Source organism: Streptomyces sp. NPDC102441, assembly GCF_044765585.1.
GTDB lineage: Bacteria > Actinomycetota > Actinomycetes > Streptomycetales > Streptomycetaceae > Streptomyces.
Genome location: NZ_JBIWKH010000021.1, coordinates 16,166 through 34,633, shown reverse-complemented (window position 1 = coordinate 34,633; position 18,468 = coordinate 16,166). Strand labels below are relative to the sequence as shown.

14 protein-coding genes and 2 pseudogenes are annotated in these 18,468 nt (G+C 68.4%); 9 read left to right on the top strand and 7 right to left on the bottom strand.

The genetic code is table 11. The annotated features are described in order from the left end of the window. Positions 1–29: 29 nt before the first annotated feature. Together ACIREO_RS35185 and ACIREO_RS35180 are read right to left on the bottom strand one after the other, a co-directional pair. On the bottom strand, positions 30–269 hold the full coding sequence (locus ACIREO_RS35185) for a hypothetical protein (RefSeq protein ID WP_404117904.1): 240 nt from the start codon (positions 267–269) through the stop codon (positions 30–32). Between the two features lie 53 nt (positions 270–322). Next, complete coding sequence (locus ACIREO_RS35180) at positions 323–2,683, bottom strand: N-6 DNA methylase (protein ID WP_404117901.1); 2,361 nt, start codon at positions 2,681–2,683, stop codon at positions 323–325. A gap of 467 nt (positions 2,684–3,150) precedes the next feature. Here ACIREO_RS35180 and ACIREO_RS35175 point away from each other — a divergent pair, with 467 nt between their 5' ends. The 4 genes from ACIREO_RS35175 (at position 3,151) to ACIREO_RS35160 (ending at position 8,384) form a co-directional block, all read left to right on the top strand. After that, complete coding sequence (locus ACIREO_RS35175) at positions 3,151–3,666, top strand: hypothetical protein (RefSeq protein WP_404117899.1); 516 nt, start codon at positions 3,151–3,153, stop codon at positions 3,664–3,666. 5 nt (positions 3,667–3,671) lie between these two features. After that, positions 3,672–6,638, top strand: a complete 2,967-nt coding sequence (locus tag ACIREO_RS35170; RefSeq protein ID WP_404117897.1) for a M48 family metalloprotease — start codon at positions 3,672–3,674, stop codon at positions 6,636–6,638. A 152-nt stretch (positions 6,639–6,790) separates the two neighbouring features. After that, a complete protein-coding gene (locus ACIREO_RS35165) occupies positions 6,791–7,363 on the top strand; it encodes a hypothetical protein (RefSeq protein WP_404117895.1) in 573 nt (190 codons plus the stop codon). 301 nt (positions 7,364–7,664) lie between these two features. After that, a complete protein-coding gene (locus ACIREO_RS35160) occupies positions 7,665–8,384 on the top strand; it encodes a hypothetical protein (protein WP_404117892.1) in 720 nt (239 codons plus the stop codon). 116 nt (positions 8,385–8,500) lie between these two features. Here ACIREO_RS35160 and ACIREO_RS35155 read toward each other — a convergent pair whose 3' ends face one another. Beyond that, positions 8,501–9,010 carry a hypothetical protein gene (locus ACIREO_RS35155; protein WP_404117890.1) on the bottom strand — a complete coding sequence of 170 codons (510 nt, stop codon included), beginning with the start codon at positions 9,008–9,010 and terminating at the stop codon, positions 8,501–8,503. A 43-nt stretch (positions 9,011–9,053) separates the two neighbouring features. Then, complete coding sequence (locus ACIREO_RS35150; RefSeq protein ID WP_404117888.1) at positions 9,054–10,535, bottom strand: hypothetical protein; 1,482 nt, start codon at positions 10,533–10,535, stop codon at positions 9,054–9,056. Positions 10,536–10,625: 90 nt separating this feature from the next. Between ACIREO_RS35150 and ACIREO_RS35145 the strand changes: the two are divergent. Further along, a pseudogene (locus ACIREO_RS35145) lies at positions 10,626–10,921 on the top strand (Tn3 family transposase); the annotation flags it as partial. Between the two features lie 553 nt (positions 10,922–11,474). Then, the gene (locus ACIREO_RS35140; protein ID WP_404117885.1) at positions 11,475–12,143 is read left to right on the top strand and encodes a hypothetical protein; all 669 of its coding nucleotides are present in this window, start codon (positions 11,475–11,477) and stop codon (positions 12,141–12,143) included. Between the two features lie 362 nt (positions 12,144–12,505). On the opposite strand, the gene ACIREO_RS35135 is transcribed toward ACIREO_RS35140, so the two are convergent. After that, entirely contained in the window at positions 12,506–12,913 is a 408-nt protein-coding gene (locus ACIREO_RS35135; protein WP_404117884.1) for a hypothetical protein, read from the bottom strand. Between the two features lie 268 nt (positions 12,914–13,181). On the opposite strand from ACIREO_RS35135, the gene ACIREO_RS35130 reads away from it, so the two are divergent. Further along, entirely contained in the window at positions 13,182–14,033 is an 852-nt protein-coding gene (locus ACIREO_RS35130; RefSeq protein WP_404117881.1) for a hypothetical protein, read from the top strand. Positions 14,034–14,177: 144 nt separating this feature from the next. On the opposite strand, the pseudogene ACIREO_RS35125 reads toward ACIREO_RS35130, so the two are convergent. Further along, positions 14,178–14,594, bottom strand: a pseudogene (locus ACIREO_RS35125) (Tn3 family transposase); the annotation flags it as partial. 509 nt (positions 14,595–15,103) lie between these two features. Between ACIREO_RS35125 and ACIREO_RS35120 the strand changes: the two are divergent. Beyond that, positions 15,104–15,640: a DUF4240 domain-containing protein gene (locus ACIREO_RS35120; protein ID WP_404117878.1), complete on the top strand. Its 537-nt coding sequence runs from the start codon at positions 15,104–15,106 to the stop codon at positions 15,638–15,640. An 811-nt stretch (positions 15,641–16,451) separates the two neighbouring features. Then, positions 16,452–17,360 carry an acyl-ACP desaturase gene (locus ACIREO_RS35115; protein ID WP_404118131.1) on the top strand — a complete coding sequence of 303 codons (909 nt, stop codon included), beginning with the start codon at positions 16,452–16,454 and terminating at the stop codon, positions 17,358–17,360. Between the two features lie 213 nt (positions 17,361–17,573). Here the strand turns inward: ACIREO_RS35115 and ACIREO_RS35110 are convergent, their stop codons facing one another. After that, entirely contained in the window at positions 17,574–18,356 is a 783-nt protein-coding gene (locus ACIREO_RS35110) for a thioesterase II family protein (RefSeq protein ID WP_404117876.1), read from the bottom strand. Positions 18,357–18,468 lie beyond the last annotated feature (112 nt).

Sequence of the window (18,468 nt, the reverse complement as noted above, 5' to 3'; positions counted from 1 at the left end):
CGGAGGCATCGTTTGCGGGTGGCGGCCAGTCACCGTGACCGACGCAGCTCCCTGATCGAGGCGACGGCGCCCAGGCAGATGATCATTGTCGTTCCGAAGGCACCGCCGCCCGACAGGACTGCGTCCGCCGACCCCGAGCCGCTGTGCTGCTTCAGCATGATCACGACGAGGGCGACGACGACGGAGAAGAGCACCATGACCAGCAGCCACAGCGCCCAGGTGTGGGAGGGCGAGGCCGGTGCGGGAGACGGCGTGGTCGGGGAGGTCACGGAGGTTCCTTCGTCAGCAGGGGTCAGTGGAGGTAAGGGGCTGTGGTCGGGGGTCATGAGCGCCTGCCGGGTTCCGGCTGTGGGACCTCGCCCGGATCCGAGACCATCAAGCGCCCCACGACGGCCGCGTGCGTGGCCGTGACCGCCGCGGCGAGGCGGCTGTGGGCCGTGGACTGGGCGTCGAGCGCGGCGAGGACCTCGACGACCCGCTGCTGTTCCGCGTAAGGGGGAAGCAGCACAGGCTGGTTGCCCAGTGCGGCCGCACTGATCGACGGGGCACCCGTCGCGGTCGCCCGGTCCCGTACCCAGGCGACCGACTCGGGCTGCCCCAAGTACGCCGCGAGATAGCCCGGATGCACGTGGGCCCGATCGTCGCTGCCCACCCTGAGCCGGATCACATTGGTGCTCATCAGCCAGTCGACCCCTACGTCCCGCACCAGCGCCGGGGGACCGATGGCCCCGGTCCGGACACAGGCGATGTCTCCGGGCCGCAGCAGGAAGCGGCCCAGGCCCCGAGTGGCCTCGTGCGCCACGTGCCGGTCATCGGCCAGTTCCTGGATACGGCCCGCGCGCAGATTCTGGGGATAGACGAGCGGCACGCCCCTGTTCGTCATGTGCTTTTTCAGCAGGCTGTACGACGGCCCTGCCTGGATCTCGCACAGGTCGGACAGCACCACGGCGGTCTTCCACCCGGCGGCTCCCCCCAGGCTCTCCTCATGTTCGAGCCGCTCCAGAGCCGAGGCCGCGGCGGCGTCCGCCTCCCGCACCTCCCGCTTCCGGAGCTCCAGTTCGAACCGGGCCTCCGAGTAGGCGGCCTCCACGGTGTTCCGGCGGGGTCGGTGCGCGTCGATGTGGTCCATGGGGCTGAGCGACCAGTCCCGCGCCTGGATGGTCTCCCTCGTCACGACCGCGGTCGGCACGGCCGGGTTCTGCTCGCTGTCACCCCGGCGCGTGTCGGCAGCCCGGTAGGCGTCGAGAACGGCTCGCACGTCTTCGCCGCCCAGGACGCGCTTGCCCCGAACCGGGGTCCCCACCTGCCGTGCGTCGAGGAACAGGATCTCGTCGCAGGCCTGGGACGGATGGACCAGGAACCACACCGAGACGGGCACGGACGTAAGAGAGAACAAGCGGTCCGGCAGGGCAACGACAGCCTTGACCACGCCGCGCTCCAGCATGGCCCGGCGGATGCCCCTCTCCGGCTTGTTCGCCGAGTTGCCTGCCTTGTTCGGCATGATCACAGCAGCCACGCCGCCCTCTGCCAGTGCGCTCAGCACGTGCTGCACATAGGCGAGGTTGTCGTTGCCCAGGGGAGGGGGCCCGTACGGCCAGCTGCCCTCGTCGCGCGGTTCTCCGGTGGAGTCACTCATGTTGAACGGGGGATTACTCAGGACAAGGGAGAACTGTTTCCCGGAGAACGCCGCGGACGCTGCCCAAGGCCTGCCGGACGAGACGAACACGCTGGGCCGTGCACCGTGAAGGGTCAGGTTCATGGTCGCCAGCGGTGCGGTGTCCCGCCCGTGAGTGATTCCGCAGACGCGCATCCTGTGCGGAGCCACGCCTTGCTCCGCACACCAGGTGGTCGCCGCGGCGAGGAGCTCTCCGCCCCTGGCGTACGGGTCGTAGACACTCAGCGGGACCCCGTCCGCCGTGTCCTCCTCGGCGATGCGGACCATGAGCTCGGCCACGCCGCGCGGTGTGAAGAACTCGCCACTGGCCAGCCCGGCCAGCAACTCGTACTCGTCGAGCATCAGGTCGAACGCCCTGGGCCCGAGTTCTCCCACCAGGTGCACCACCTGGCGCAGATCTCCGTACGAACGGGGTTCGAGGCGGACCAGGGCGTGGCGCATCGCCGGGCGCATTCCGTTCAGTCTGAGCTGCTCGTCCACTGCCGCGGCAATGTGCCGAAGGAGAGCAGCGGCGCCGTCCGAACCCTCGCCTGTGCGGGACACCTTGACGACGTCGCTCCAGTGGGAGCCTTCGAACCGCCGCAGGAAGTGCAGCGAGGCGAGCAGGTTCACGTAGTCGACCCTGGAGCCGGCCCCACGTACCCGGTCGCACAGCTGCCCCATGAGCTCACGTACGTGGTCCGCATCGCGTGGATCGGACCGCGTGTCCTGGACGGCCGGCCGGGGCGCGTCCGCGGCGGCGGGCAGTCTCTCCGCAAGGTACCGGCGTGCCCGTACTCCGTAGGTCGTGCCGTCCGGATCTCCTTGCAACAGTTGTCGGGGAACGAGCCGCTCGTCCATCCAGGCGAGGACGTCGGCACGGCGGAACAGCTCCGAGTCCCCGCCGCGCTCCGGCGACGGAAAGCCGGGAGCGCGGCGCCACAGAGTGACGGTTGCTCGGGAGACTCCTGCCAAGGAGGCGATCTCTGCTTGCGAGTGGAGCTGATCCTGGTGGTCAGCGATGGACATGGTCTGAACTCCCTCGTGGCTGCCGTTCGGCGTGCCCTTCGCCCCAGACACTAGAGAGCGTGACCCACTCCCGTCATGTGTGCACTGGCAGTGCGCACTATATCCAACGGGCTCCGGCTCTACCGCTTCCTGGTGCACTGACCCCCATTAATCCGTAATATAACGGCCTCTTGGGTGCTCATCTCATCCTTCTCGACAGGGGATGCTCCTAAAGGGGCTTCAGGTGCAGCCTCGTTCCCGGTCGAGACACTGAGCCCGCCTTCGCGAGCGCCCTGCAGTCAGACTCGGCGCCTCCGCCCCATGCAACTCGTCGAACGGACGCGGAGTGGTGACCTGCCGCGTCGCCGTCGACAAGTCCTCCAGGACGGTGTATTCGCAACCGGCTGCCGAGTGATCGGGCCCCGTGCCATAGTCGTTGTCAGGTGACCCGGTGGATGCGGAAGGCGCCAAGTGCTTGGGGGGTTGGCATGAACTCGGAATCGCTTTCGTCCGATGGGCGCCGCGTGCGCGACCTGGTCCGAGAGGTGGTCGCCGACCTTGCGCCGGAGGAGCTGCTCCTGGTGCAGGGCCTTTTCGAGCTGGATGACGCCACTGCCGTCCGACGGCTGGCCGGCTGGGGCCGGCGCCGGGAGCCCCTGGGCTTCGGTATGACCGAGATCGCGGTGCTCATCACACCGGTGGTATGGCTGACCCTGGACCAAGCCGCCAGACATGCCACGGACATCCTGGTCGACAGCACCACGCAGCGATCGACCACACTGCTGCGCCGGCTCTTCAGGAGAAGCCAGGAACCCGCAGTGGTCCCGCCACTGACCCGCGACCAGCTTGCCGAGATCCGACGCACGGTCATGGCGGCAGCCGATCAGTGCGGCCTGTCTGCTGAACGCGCCACGCAGATCGCGGATGCGGTGGTGTCCCGGCTGGTACTGGCCGAACCCGATGCCCCGGACGAAGCAACCCCGGACACCACTCCGCAGGGCTAGCTCGCATGGGCATACCTACCGCAAGTCCCCGGATCGACGAACGGGCGATGGGCGCCGGTACGACCGTGCGTCTCGCGCTGCTGGTGCTCCTGCTGCTGGCGGCCGGCGGAGCGATGCTGCTGCCCGCCCTCAACAAGCTGAGCAGCGGGGACCAGCTGGGCTGCAAGCTGGCGGCAGGGCTCGATCCGGACCGGGCGGACATGGCCTCAGCCGTCAACTCCCTTACCCAGGCTGTCCCTTTCGAGGCATGTGTGGCCAAGTACGCCCCACCGCCTCCACTGTGGCAGCTGTGGGGCTGGCCGGTTCTGCTGGCCGCCGCCGCGGTGGTTCTGTTCTTCCTGCTGCCGGCCTGGAAGGTCCGGCGCAGCCGCGCCGTTCCGCTGGACGCGGTTGACGAGGACGATGAACACCGCGTCCGCCTTGCGGAGCTGGCAACGACCGCTGGGCTGCCCCGTCTGCCGCGCGTGGTCGTGGACCGGCGCGCGCTCACCACCGGTGCCGTGGTCTTCGGCCGCAGTCGCCGCCCGGTCCTCTGCCTGGACGGCGGCCTCCTCGCCACCCGGCGCAGCGCCCCGGAGCGCTTCCGGGCGGTGGTGCTGCACGAGTTCGCCCACGTCGCCAACCGGGACGTCACTCTCACGTACGGCACCGTCGCGCTGTGGCGCGTGTTCCTTGCCCTGGTTCTCGTGCCCTACCTGGTCTGGGAGAGCACGCAGGTCCACGCCTTCCTCAAGTGGGAGATGTGGTCCACCGACACCCCGGTGCTGGTCCGTCAGCTACTGCTTCCCGCAGTCATGGTCGCGCTCGTCTACCTTGCCCGGACGGACGTGCTGCGCAGCCGCGAGGTGTACGCGGACCTGACGGCGGTTCGCTGGGGCGCACATCCACGGGGATGGGACGTCCCTGCTCAGGCGCCTGCGGGGCGCGGGCTGCGACGCGCGCTCGCTTCGCTCCGGAAACACTGGGACACGCACCCCCGCTGGGAGGAGCGGCATGACGCCCTGGCCGATCCGGCGCCGCTGTTCGGCACCCGAGCCCTGCCGATGTTCCTGACCGGAGTCGCGGCGGCCATGGCCAACGTCCACCTGCTTTCCTACCTGTCCACGTACAACATGTACACGCTGTGGCGCGTTCAACTGGTCTCACTGGTCCCCGCCGCACTGGTCGCCGGGGTGATCGGGACCGCGTTGTGGCGAGCGGTGGCCTACGCGGTCCTGAAGGGCCGCCCGGTGCCGTCGGGGGTACGGACGGGACTGTGGCTTGGCGCCGGGCTGGGCACCGGCGGGCTGTTCACCGGACAGAGCATGGGCAACGACGAATGGCTTCCGCAGCGGCCCGTCGTGCTTCTTCTCGCTGTGGCCGCCGGGCTCGCGTTCGCCTGGTGGGTCACCCAGTGCGCCCATCTGTGGGCCGGCACCTGGCGTGGACGTTCGCTCCGCCCACCGCTGCTGATCGGCCTGGCGTCAGCCGCCTTGGTACTGTCCGCGTGGTTCGCCTGGTGGGTCATGGACGGGGCGTCATGGGCGGCCGGTTCGTCGTACAGCAGCAACGGGGTGCGCCAGACCCTGCTGTACCTTTTCCCCGGATCCTCCGGCGGAGCGCGCGTTGCCGGAACCACCGAAGGAATCGACACGAGTTCCTCGGCCCTGGCCTCCGCCGTCGTTACTGTGTGGCCCGCGTTGAGCGGGTTCATTGCCACGCCCCTCATGCCGGCCGCGGCGGTGGTGCTGTGGCTGCTGCCGCTGGCGGCCTGGCTGACCAGCCGGCCCACAGGTGTTCTGCGCTGGGTGACCGGCGCCCTGTCCGATGGCAGCGCCGGTGAGCCCCCGGCCGGGAAACTGGTGCCGCCGCTGCGCAAGGTTCTGGCGCCGGGATTGCTGGGCGGGGCAGCGAGCTGGCTCGCCCTCGCGGGGGCGCAGACCTACCTGCACGCGTCACGTCCCGGCCCGCAACAGCGCCCTGGCGTGTACGAGGTGCGCTATCTGGCCCTCCTCTTTCTGGCCATGATGGTCCCCGCAACGGTGGCAGCCCTGGTCGCAGCGATGCGCACCGACCGCGGTCGTCGACTGGCGGGGGCCTTGATCGCGGCGGGATCGGCGACCGTGCTGGCGATCGCGGGGATGGTCCTGTTCGTCTCGGCGGACGGCTGCATCGGGCCGCTGAACACCCTGGAGAGCAGCTGTTCCTGGCGCCCTGCCTGGCAGGTGATGCAGGGGACGCTGCCGCGACTGGTCAACAGCATCCTTGTTCTTGCCGCCGTCCTTGCCCTCCTGGTGGCTGCGGTCTGCTCCCTCTACCTGCGCGCACGGGCCCGGTGGATGCGTCCGGTGAGCGGGGTGGGCGAGGAGCTGACTCGGCTCGGCGCGCGGCCGACCGGATCCCGAGGCTTCGGTGTGCGTCTGGTTGCGGGCGTGTGCGTCGCGGGGGCGGTGGGGATTGCCGTGCTGGAGCCGGTCAAGCTGGCCAGGTTGCACACCATGGTCCCCGGTGCCGCCCTCACGCAGTCGGTGATCCGGCAGGGAGCACAGGTCGCTCCTCTGCCGGTGTCCGTCGAGACCAGGGCACGACAGGTGCATGCCTGGCACCGGCTCGGCGGCCGCTTCCTGCTGGAGAACGCCAAGGCCAACTACGACAACATCCAGGCGGTGCTGCGGACGGCCTCGGAGTCCAAGAACGCCAATCTGGCCTATCTGGCCCGGGTCCGGCCGGCTTGCGCCGACTTCGGCAGGATCGCCGGCTGGGTGAACGGAGCCTATTTCCGGGTGCCTGACCCTGCGGGGCAGTTGTCGTGGCAGGCGCTAGGCACCCTGGCCCAACAAGGCAGCCTGAACTGCGAACGTGCCCTGGATCGCCAGGACAGCGACCTTTTCATCAAGGCGATGAGCGAACTGATCGCCGCCGGGAACAGCGCAGCGTCGGTCTCCCGCAGAGTCGCCACAATCCTGCGCGAAGCAGGCTACGAAGGCTACTGAAGGGGTCGTCTCCAGGACCCCCGGCACGCCTTGCAAGCACCATCCCTTGCAGTGGGCTGTGTCCCTGGACCAGCGGGCTGTTGTCAGGCCCGTTGGAGGTGAGCAGCAGTTGGTGCCACGGCGTTGTCGTTGCCACGCGCGATGATGGGTGTGTGGACTACAGCCTCGTGATCGCCGCCGCCCAGGCCGCCGGCCCCTGCCCACCCGGTGAGGAAGCCTCCTGGGGCCGCCGCGTGCAGACCCTCACGGTCGACCTGCACATGATTGCCAAGCAGGCGTCGCAGGACGTCGACCGGCTGGAGAGCGCCAAGACGTTCGTCGCCTTTCTGGAAAAGGTGGAAATCGAGGAGACCAGCCGCCGCGGTCTGCTCACCCTGCGACCGCCGTCGGGCGACGCGGAGAACATCCGCACGGAGCAGGAGGAGACCGACCGTGGCCGTCAGCTGATCGAGCGGGCTCGTTCCCTGGTCGGCCGCTGGGTGCTGGTCTACCGGTACAACGAGGAGAAGACCGGGAACCGGCAGCACAATGTGCGCATGCTTGCCCACCTCGTCGACCTGGGCGACGGAGCGATCTCGGTGAACATGGCGAAGAAGGTTCTCCTGGACGACGCCGCCGGAGTCGTGGCGCGCGCCCAGGGTGCCTGGGAGAGCGCGGGGCTGCCGGACACCGGCACGGTCAGCGTGGAGCAGCTGCAGAAGGCACGCGCGGGACTTGCGGGGTGAGCCGCGCGTGATGCCGCTACCAGTGGCTACGTTCACGAGAGTCGAGTTTTGACAGCACCTACTTCCTTGCCCCGCCAGCAACGAGGTGCTCTGGGGGAAACGTGCAGGTCATGCCGGATCGGATGAAGGTGCAGGTGTACGCCGACACTTGGTGTGCGGAACTCCCGGGGGAGCGCTGGGCTTACTCCAGCGGTGACCGCGGCGCCGAGGCGGGCTCGTCCGGGTTCCTGAGTCGGTCACCGGCCCGGCGTGCCGCACCGTCGCTGATCGGGCTCGATACGTTGGTTGGATGGGAGCCTCCGTGCAGTATGACCGCCCTGGTCACGTGATCTTCCTCAACGGCACATCAAGTGCTGGTAAGACCACCTTGGCCCGCGCGATCCAGGAAGAAGGCGACGAGCCGTACCTGTACTGGGGCATCGATACGCTGTTCTCGATGGTGCCTGAGAAATGGGCCAGCGCCCGTGGCGGGCACTTGAGCTTCGAAGGGTTCCGCTACGACCGGTCGGAGCATGATGAGGACGGCCGTCAGCTGATCAGCATCCGGTACGGCGACGTCGGCCGCCGGATGCTTGCCGCCGCCTGTGCGTCGGTCGCCGAGCTGGCGCTCAAGGGCTGCAACGTCGTGGTCGACGAGATGCTGCTGGCCCCCGATCTGCTGGAGGACTGGCTGCAGGCGCTGTCCGGCGTAGAGGTCTATCTCGTTGGGGTGTACTGGCCACCGGCCCCGGGGCGGAGGAGCTCGCCCGCAGCGTCCCCGGGCTCAAACCCAGCAAGCAGTCCTTCGGGGATGCGGAGCGGGAGCAGATGGTCCGCACAGCGCAGCAGCAGTTCAGAGCTGCGTGGCTGCGGATCGGTGAGAACGCCCGTCTGCTGGAGCGATGGCGGGCCGGTGAGCTGGGGGCTGGCAGCCACCTCTGGCGGATCGGCCAGATCTTGGACCACCTGGCCCGCACGGGTGACGTCCCGCGCACCGGTGGAAACGCGACGCACAGACGAGCGCAACCACAGCCCCAAGTAGTCACTCAGCGCTACACGCCACCTGGCGGTAGCTATACGGGAACAGGGCCTTGAGGACCGTGAGTTCAAGGAAACCGAAGGTCCTCCAGCCCGAACCCGCGGGCCCATCGGTCTGCTTCAGGCCGGTGCATCCGTGGGTTCGGTTGGAACTTGAGGATGCTGTGCAAGCCGAAGAGCTTCGGTCGTGACATCGGCGTCGACCTGCGCCTGTGTTCTGTCGCCGTATTCAAGGACGTCGTAGTCATCGTCCAGGTTGGCGAGTCGTTCGACCAGAGGTAGCTCGTGCCCGAAACGATGGTGGATCCTCAAGGCCAGCTCGCGTGGTGTCAGCTCGCCGGCCAGCATTCGGGCGGCAAGTGCTCGGGCCGCGGCTTCCTGTCCGGCAATGCTGCCCGCTGGATGGAAGGTGAGGCCCAGTTCGTCGAGTGCCGGGGGCAGGAGGTCGGGGACGTCGTAGTCCGCCTCCGCGCGTGTGCACGCAGCCAAGATTCGCAGGGCAGGACTGTCGAGACCGGCAACGAGTGCATCACAGGCAGCAGTGACGACGTCGGTTGCGCGGATCTCGCCCATGCTCCAGAGAACGGCACGGTCCTGAAGCTGGCGGGCTGCTGGTTCGGTCGACGGCATCTTCCCATGATCTCGTCAGTGGGTTGAGCAGGTCGAGTGGGTTTCACTGCGATGCCTGCTCGCCAGGCTCTCCCAGAAGCGCCCGTGCTGAATCCGCGTAGCGGATGGCGGTCTTCTCGTCGATGCCGAAAACGAGGGCGAGGTGGAGCGGGTCGGCGCCGTGGGTGAGCGCCTCTTCGAGCTGACGGTCGACGCGGAGCCGTTCGAGGGTCGCGGTGAGGTTGCGGGTGGCCCGGGTGGTCCAGAGCTTGCCCGCCGGCCCGAGTTCGACGGCCGTCTTCTGAGTAATCAGCAGGTGTGGGTTGGCGGTGTTCGACCAGCGGGTTCGGCGGTGGTCGAGCCAGTGCAGGACGGCCTGGCGGGTTAGGTCGTCGAGCGGGCGGATGTGACCGGCGACGGTGATTCGCCCGTTGCCGAGATCCACGTCGTCCAACTGCATCGTTCGGATCATCTTCGGCCGTGCTGCGTGAACGCCGGCGAGGGCAGTGATCAGCTTGATGTCCGGGGTGGTCGCGCTGGCGACCGCCTGGTCGATGTCCGCTTGCCCCTGGGGCTGGGCGACGCCGCCAGCCTGCCGGGGGACACGGATCCGTTGGGTGGGGTTGCGGAAGACCTGTCCGTTCCCCTTCGCGTGACGGAACAACGACCGCAGTGCGACGACCCGGCTTTCCCGCTGCTTGCCGCTGGCGGCATCCCGGGCGGCGATGATGTCCTCCCGGGTGACCTCCCGCAGATGGTCGTAGAGGCTGGACCACTCCAGCAGAACCGATTGGATCGCGTTGAGGTAGGTCCAGGCGGTCTGCCGTGCGCGGGGCCCAGACCGCGGGCCGCCGTCGAGTAGGGTCCGGGCCCAGGATTCGACCTCGCCGCGGATGCCCGGGGCAACGGCGCCGAGCTTGCGGTCCAACCACCGATCGACCGCTGGCGTGCGGTCGTCGGTGAACAGGCCCAGTTGGTCGAGAACTTCGGCGGTCCGACCGACCGGGAGTCCCCGGCCACGCAGGGCTGGGAAGATCTCGGTGTAGCGGATCGACTCGCCCTCGGCATGGCCGGACAGCACGATGACCAGGGCCCGGTCGACGTCGCTGGCGACCCAGCGGGTCCACCCGCGCGCCTCACCCAGAGCGCGCGCTGCCCGCCGGGCCCGGATCAGCCACGGGTTGGCCAGGTCGGCGTGCCGTTCACGTTCGAAGGTGCGGTAGTCCCGAGTGGTGGTGAACAGAGGCGGCTGGATCCAGCCCCGCATCACGAGCGCAGGGGCTGGTCCTGATGCCCGTTTAAGGACGCGGCGTCCCTGCTTTCCGACGGGCGGTCCGCCGTTGCGGGGCCGTTGCAGGTTCGCGAAAAAGAGCTGTTGGTGCTTCACGCGCCGTAGGAAGATCGCCAGTGCGGCGGCCTCGCCGTTGACGCCCGCTAAGTCGCCGACTTCGTCGTGGTAAGCCGTCTCTGCAGGCATCGTGACAGCATCGCGCAGGTGGCTGCCAGCCGCGAGCGGTTTTGTGCAACCCAGGGTGCGTCCGGTCAACGGCTGCCTTGACTTGGGTCTGATTGTGGTTGGCTCGTTTTCAACTGTCGCAAGTTCTCCGCGGGGTCCAGCCGGATGGTGACCGCCAGTGGTCTCCGGCGGCGTATCGGCTCCAAGACGCAGGCCAACCTCCAGGAGGGCCGCCGCCCCTCACCCGGAAGATCTTCCACGGACGGGCCGGACAGCTCTACCAGCGCTACCAGGACGGCATGGAGGACCAGATCGGCCCGCTCGGACTGGTCCTCAACGCCCTTGTGCTGTTCAACGCCCGCTACATGGACGCCGCCGTGAACCAGCCGTGGGCGGACGATTTCGACGTCCGCGACGAGGACGTGGCCCGCCTCTCCCCGTTCGTACGGCCGCAGACCGAACCCCTCGAGCGCTTCCTGGACGACTGCCAGGTGCCGCGCTACCGCCGGATCGCGAAGTTTTCCATCCTGCAGCGCATCGGCGCCGCATACATGGACCGACTCGAGGTGCAGGCCTCTTCACGCTCTGACCGGCGCGTGCTGGATGCGCTCGGAGTCACAGGACCGGCCGAGACCGCCTGCGACGACGACCTCGGTCTGCTCATACGCACCTCGGGCGGAGAACTGTGGGTCCTTGCGGAACGGCGCGGCAGCCCGCACGTGCTGTTCCACAGACACAGTCCGCACGGCCCGGACAGCATCGAGGACGAGGACCTGCGGCTGCAGTGGAGTTCACTCCGGGAAAGCGGCCTGGCACAGCTCGGTCTCACCGGCGCAGGAGCCCCCCCGCCCGTAGTACTCGACAGACCGGAATCACCCCCGTCCGCCCCCGGGCGCTCCCACCATCGGTGGCACGCGCTCTCGTTCAGGAAGCAGGGCGGCAGCCTGGAGGAGGGCAGGGCGAGCGTTGGCCCTTGGCTGCCGGGCCGACAGGTTTCCGGCCGGTCCTGGTGGTGGAAGGTCTGTGCATGTGCTGACACTGCCCACGAAGACCGAGCCGCTTCGCGAACGTTTCGCCGCCGAAGGCTATCTGCCGCTGTCCGGGCTGCTGAGCCCAGAGGGGCTGCGCAGCCTACGGGAGGAGACCGGCAGGCTCGAAGAGGCGGGGGTCCGCCGGGACTTCCGCATGAATTGCATGGCCGACAGCCCCCGCCACATGACCACCCTGGGGGGGCAAGAAATCGCCGAAGGGTCTGAGACGATCAGCGCCCTCTACAGGGACACCGGGCTGCTGGGCCTGCTCACCGTTCTCCACGGTCGTGACGTCATCCCTGTGGACGACCCTGTTGAACGGCATGTCCTGAACATCCTGCACCGTCCCGGCGACACCCACGGCGCCCACACCGACGACCACCCTCTGGCTCTGGTGGTCTTCATCGAGGCCCCACCGGAGCCGGAGAGCGGTGGACTGCTCGAATACAGGCCCCGCAGTGCGGACCTGAGCGCCTTGGACACCCCCGGCACCCGGCAGGTCCACCACCGCACCGGGGACGCCTACCTGCTGCGCAGCGACCTCACCGCCCACCGCGTCACCCCCCTCAGCCAGGACGGTGTACGGCGCACCGTTCTGAACTTCGCCTACACCACCCCCGGCCATCAGGGCCCGTCTACCGACTCCGCGAATCAGCTCTACAGCTGAAAGCGGCCGGAGCCGTCTGAAACGTGAGCTCAGCTACGCGGTGACCCATCCGTGCGGTCGTCCGCCGTGCCACCGGGCGCTGTCCGGTACGGCCGTTCCTGGCGCTCGTCCAGGTCGTCGACTTCGGCGCCACCCCGGAGGGCCTGCCGGTCCTCAATGCGCTGAAGTCGGCGGGCCCGTTCGGACGGAACGTACCGGGGACGCCCCTGTGGACGGGCCCGGCAGCAGCGCAAGCACAGGTGTCGACTTCAGCTGAGCGGGCCCCTTCTTACGCCCCATCAGGTCAGGCAGCCCTGGGGTGGACAGAGCTCTCCTTCTCAAGGCGGCCGGGTTTGTCAGTGGTGTTGGTGCCGCACGCCGCTTCAGCGGTGGAAGGAGCGGCTGTGTTCCACGATGTCGTCCAGCGCGGGCGTGGCGGAGAGGGAGGCGATGTGCTCCAGCTGGCGGTCACGGATGGCCGGGGTCTTCTCCCGGTCTGATGCCTGCGGGGCCGGCCCCAGCTCGTCGAAGCTCAGCTCGGTGCAGTAGGCGGGGGTTGCCGGCTGCTGGCGCCAGGAGTCGGCCAGCTCGCCTGTGTCGAAGGGGTCGAAGCCGCTCTCGTCCACCAGGCGCATGGCCACGCGCCGCGGCTCGTCGGCGCCGAGCAGTTCACCGCTGTCGCGGTACTTCTTGTTGAACGCGTCCTGCCTGGCGATCGCCTCGGGCCAGGCGTCGGCCGGGAAGGACTCCCACTTTGCCTGGTTGCCGTAGATCATCGCGATGTACTTCATCAGGTGTCCCCTTGTGTCCCGCGCACCGACGTGTTCGAGGACCGCTAGGAGAGAGGAGATAACAGCAAGAAGCGTACGCTTCCCCAGTAGTCCAGCGGTCCGCTTGTTTCGGGAGGCCGGAGGGGCGTGATGACCGTACCGGACCGGGACGTTGCGATTCGGTTCGACACGGACCGACACGAAAGCTGCAGTGGAACGGGAAGGGGCCTCTTTGCAGCTTCTTGCTGTTATCCAGAATGCTGGGACCAGGATCCGTACGCTGGGGCGCATGCCGCCCACCCGCACCCACCCGGCCGACGCCTCCACCGTGATCAGCCACTTCCTCGACGCGCTCGAAGCCCGCGGGTACGCGTACGAGACACGACGGCTGCGCGCCCACTTCCTCACCGAGTACCTGGAGCACGCGCTCGGTGAGGAGCAGACCACCGCGCTCCCCGTCGCCGAACTGATGGACCTCACCCGCGCCGACACCTGGCTCGCGGCCGCGGCCGCCGGCAAGACCCGCAGCCGCAACACCCTCACCGGCCCGGACACCGTCGCCGCCGGTAACACCCAGCGCACCCGCATCCAGACCTGGAACTCCTTCGCCGAACACCTCGGCCTGCCCCTGCGCCTGGAGATGCCCCCGGCCGCGCACGGCGACTGGCTGGAGCCCGACGAGGCCCACAAACTGCTGCGCACCCTCGCGGTCAAACGCCCCGTCGGCTCCAACGCGGCCACCGCGATCCGCACCGCCGCGGTGGCCGCCCTCGTCGCCGCCACCGGCCGCTCCGTCCCCGACCTCCACCGCCTGGACGTCGCCGACCTCGACCTGGAGCACCGGCCCTTCCCCCAGATCAGCCTGACCACCGGACCCCACCCGCTCGACAAGGACACCGCCGACATCCTGCGCCGCTGGCTCAAGGTCCGCGCAGGCATCACCCGGCAGCTCGAAGGCACCGACCCCGGCTACCTCTGGATCCCCACAAAACCCGGCCGGCCCCGCGGCGGCGAGGAACCACCCAAGCCCGGACTGACCCGGGCCGCCGTACGCACCCTGCACTCGGCCCACCGCAACCTCGTCCTGCAGGTCTTCGGCGCACCCCTGCGGCCCGGCGCGTTGCTTCTGCCCCGCCAATGACAGAACTGTTTACCGATACCAGCCGTCCCCCGCGAGTAATTGTCAAGATCCCTCGCGTATCTGCTCCTGTTGCGGCCGTCAAGCTGTGCGGGTGGCTGAACGAGTACGCGTCCGTGAGATCGATGACGATGAAGGCCAGGCGAAACGGGCGATGTCCTCGTCCCGCAGCTCGTGGCCCTCGGCGCGGAGCTGGGCGACGGCGGCGTCGATGTAGCGCGTGGTCCAGAGCACGATGGCGTTGAGGACCAGGCCGAGCGCGCCGAGCTGGTCCTCCATGCCGTCGCGGTACGCCTGGTGGATGGTGCCGCGCTTGCCGTGACAGACGTCGCGGGCGAGCTTGTGGCGCGACTCCTGCACTGTGAGCTGGCGGTTCATCTGCCGACGGTAGGTGTCGTCCACCGGGTCGACCATCCGCAGCAGGTGCTCGGTCTTGGCGATCCGCCCGTACTCGGCGAACGCCTGCCCCAGCGGGGTCGGGTGGCCCTCGCGGCCGAACATCCGCAGCAGGTCGTAGGCGCGGACCTGGTTGGTGACCAGCGAGCCCGCGACCCGGAGCATGTCCGGCCGCCCCAAGGCCACCCGACCTGGTCAACCGGCTCTTCCGCGCCCACCGGCCGAATCAGCTATGGGTCGCGGACCTGACCTACATCCGCACCTGGTCCGGCTGGGTCTACGTCGCCTTTGTAACACCGCCTGAAACCACAGAAACCGGCCGCTACGAAACCCAGGGCAGCTCAAAGCTCACAGTGGCTGTTCCCCGGCCGCCAGCCCGGACAACCCATGAATCCGGTCAGTCTCCAAGTCCACCTGCGAAAGATCGGGGTCCCGCCACAGCGTGGCAGGACCTCCGCGATCCGCCAACTCGTCCTCCAAGCCCCAGCCCCCGTCATCGCGAAGGCGCTCGGCTACCACGACAAGACCGCCACCCGCCTGGTTACCGAAGCCGGAGGAACCTGGAGCCGATATGCACCCGGCGACCACACACGCTGACACGAGCGACGTGGCTGCTCTGATGGGCCAAGCTCCCGCGACCGGCCCAATGTCAGTACCTGGTGGCAGGCTCTGCCTCCATGAACAAGCAGCAGTTCTGGCAGCTCATTGAGGCAGCCCGCAATCAGGCGTCCAATCCGAACGACGGCGAAGCGGTCGCTCGCGAGGCGACCTCGCTGCTGGCCTCCCGGCCGGTCGAGGAGATCGTCGCAGCTGAGCAGGTGCTGTGGGACCTGATGGTTGACTCCTACACCAATCCTCTATGGGCCGCTGCATACATTGCCAACGGCGGGTGCTCTGACGACGGCTTCGACTACTTCCGCGGCTGGCTGATCACTCAGGGCCGTGAAGTCTTCGAGCGCGTAGCCGCTGACCCCGATGCCCTGGCAGAACTGCCCATCGTTCAAGCCTCCGCAGCCGACGGCGTCGACCTGGAGGGTGAGGACATGCTGGGCATCGCCTGGAACGCACACATCTCGGCGACCGGTGATCAGCTTCCTGCGAGCCCACCCACCATCCGCTACCGGGATCTGGACCCCGCCTGGAACTTCGATTTCGATGACCATGACGAAATGACTCGTCGACTGCCCCGCTTGGCAGCTCTCTATCTGGAGTAAGCGGAAGCTCGCAGTCACAAGACGAGGTCAAAGAGCAGAGAGCGATACTCCCTGACATCACTGTCCGTCACCCCACCAGGCCATGAACACGTCTCGGCTGGCGAATACACGACACCTCAACATGCGTGCCTACCAGTCCCAAGGCCGGAACAGGGGCCGAAACCGGCAGGACGGCGACCGCCTCGGTGGGCCACTCGCGGACATCGTCCGTGTCCTTGCGGGTTCTCCGCCCGTTTACATGGGAGGGGCTGCTGTCTCGGCCCTGCCCGCATGACCCCGCATCCCCCGAGGAGCACATCCCATGATGACCGTCCGTCCTACCCCCAGCGTATTGCCGTCGCTGCCGCGCTGATGTCCGCGTCCCTGCTGGCGGCGCCGTCCCCTGCGCAGGCGGCAGAAGTGTCCCCGGCGTGCCAGGCGGCTGTCATCAAGGCGCAGGACCGTCCCCCGTTCAGCACTTCACGGACCCCGACAAGGTCCAGAGTGCGCTTCTCGACGAGCCGGCCGCTCGAACGAGCCTGATCAGCAGCAGTTCACGACAACTGCGTGTGCGGCGTGGAATACGTGGGCCTTCGAACGGGGCGGTTGTGGCAGCGAATCCGGACGCCCGTGATCAGAACACTGACGGCCTGGGACGCAGCAAGTTCGCCACCGCGGCCGTCGGAGCGCTCAAGAAGTACTCAGATTGCCCGCTCGCCAAGTCACCCTCGCCGGTGAACGGCCTTCGCGTGAGCAGCCGACGCTGCGGCGCCCAGTGGATCACCTTCTGTGAGGTCACGTGTCTGATAAGTCATCTCCCACTTCGTTTGGCATCCTGGCGTCACTGGAACCGGTCGTGGCGCAACTGCTCGACCGTCATCTCTCCGCTGCCAAGGCCTGGTACCCGCACGTTTACACCCCGTACAGCGAGGCCACCGACTACGACGGACCGCTCGACGGCGCGCCTTGGCGCCCCGGTCAGTCCGTGATGTCTCCGGCCGTGCAGGATGCCTTCACCGTCAGTCTGCTGACGGAGGACAACCTTCCCAGCTACCACTTCGAGATCGCCACCCTCTTCGGCAGGGAAGGTGCCTGGGGCACCTGGGTCCACCGGTGGACGGCGGAGGAGGACCGGCACGCCCACGCGCTGCGCAGCTACCTGCACGCCCGCCGAGTCCTCGACCCGGTCCTCCTGGAGGAGCAGCGCATGCAACACGTCTCGCGCGGCTTCGACAGCGGCCATCCCAGCGTCCTGCACGGCTTGGCCTACGTCACCGTGCAGGAGATGGCCACCCGGGAGGCCCACCGCAACACGGGCAAGGCGTGTGGGGACCCTCTCGGCGAGCAGTTGACCGCCCGGATCGCCGCGGACGAGAACCTGCACATGCTCTTCTACCGCGACCTGTACCGGGCGGCGCTCGACCTCGCCCCGGACGCCGCCGTCACAGCCCTGGCCGATGTCGTCTGTGACTTCGAAATGCCCGGAGCCACCTTGCCCGGATTCCAGGAGCGGTCCCTGCGGATCGCTGCGGCCGGCATCTATAACCTCGACATCCATCGCGAGCACGTATTGCTGCCGCTGTTGCGCACGCTGAACCTGTGGACCCGCACCGACTTCACAGCCGTCGGCGAGCACGCGCAGGAGCGCATCGGACTCCACTTGGAGCAGGTCGCTCGAAACGCTGCCCGCTTCCGCGCCGTCTTCGACAGGATGAGCTTGGACCGCCCCGGCTCCTGGTGACTGCCCACCGTAAGGCGGTCGGGTTCACCGGGCCTGTCGCGCGCGATCTCCAAGGCTGACTCGTAGACCTGGCGGATCATCGCGCGGCGTCAGATGCGGTGCATGGCAAGGCGGAGGGAGGATGTCTGCTCATTGAGTGTGTCCGGGCGTTCCGACCACGCGGCGAGGTGCCAGCTGTCGTCGTGCATCCGCCGGGGAGCACGAGGGCAGCCCTCAGGGCGTGCGGGGCAGACCGAGCGCCTCCTGCAGGTCCCGCGTGAGACTGCGCGCGATGTCGGGCCAATGTCCGTCGACGTAGAAGTGCCGGCCCGGATAGATCCGGTGGCGGACGCGGCCGTGGCTCAGGTCGGCCCAGGCACTGAGGCATTCCGGTACGACGAGTGAATCCTCCCGTCCGCCGAAGACGCTGATCGGGCAGTCGAGTGGTGCTTCTTCCGCGTGCCGGTACCGCAGGTAGGCCGTCACCTCGCGCTTGGTGACTGCCTCGGCGCTGGCCACATGCAGCGAACGCTGTGCGGCGAGTTCCAGGAGGAGCGGCTTGAGGCGCTGCAAAGGTCGTGTCTTCAGCGCGGCGGTCATGTGGTGCCACTGGTGGGGCGGGTGGGTCGAGGAGACAGCAAGCAGTGTCGGCTGCGGGCGCGCCCGAAGCCTGAGATGCCGCGTCGCCTCGAAGGCGAGGAGGCCGCCGGCGCAGTGGCCGAAGATGGCGTACGGACGTCCCGCTCGGTCGTGGTCGATCACTTCGGCGAGCAACCGGGCCAGCTCCAGCACATTGCGTACGGCGGGCTCCCGGAAACGCTTCCCGTAGCCGGGCAGTTCGACGGGGCATGGCTCCACCCAGCTCGGGAGCTCACGCACGAGGGGCAGGAAGAAATCGGCGGGCCCGCCCAGGAAGGGCAGGCAGTACAGGCGCACCGCGTGGCGCGGAAGCCGCGCGGCACCCGCGAGCCATCGGGAGTGGGTGACAACGGCTTCCGTGCCTTCGTGCAGGGTCACCTCGGGAAATCCTTCCGGGTCGGCACGGCGGGGGCGCCGGGGGCTTCACCACCGCCAACGGCTCGTTGTCCATAACCGCCCGGTGTCCTCGCCCACCCACCCACGGACGGGA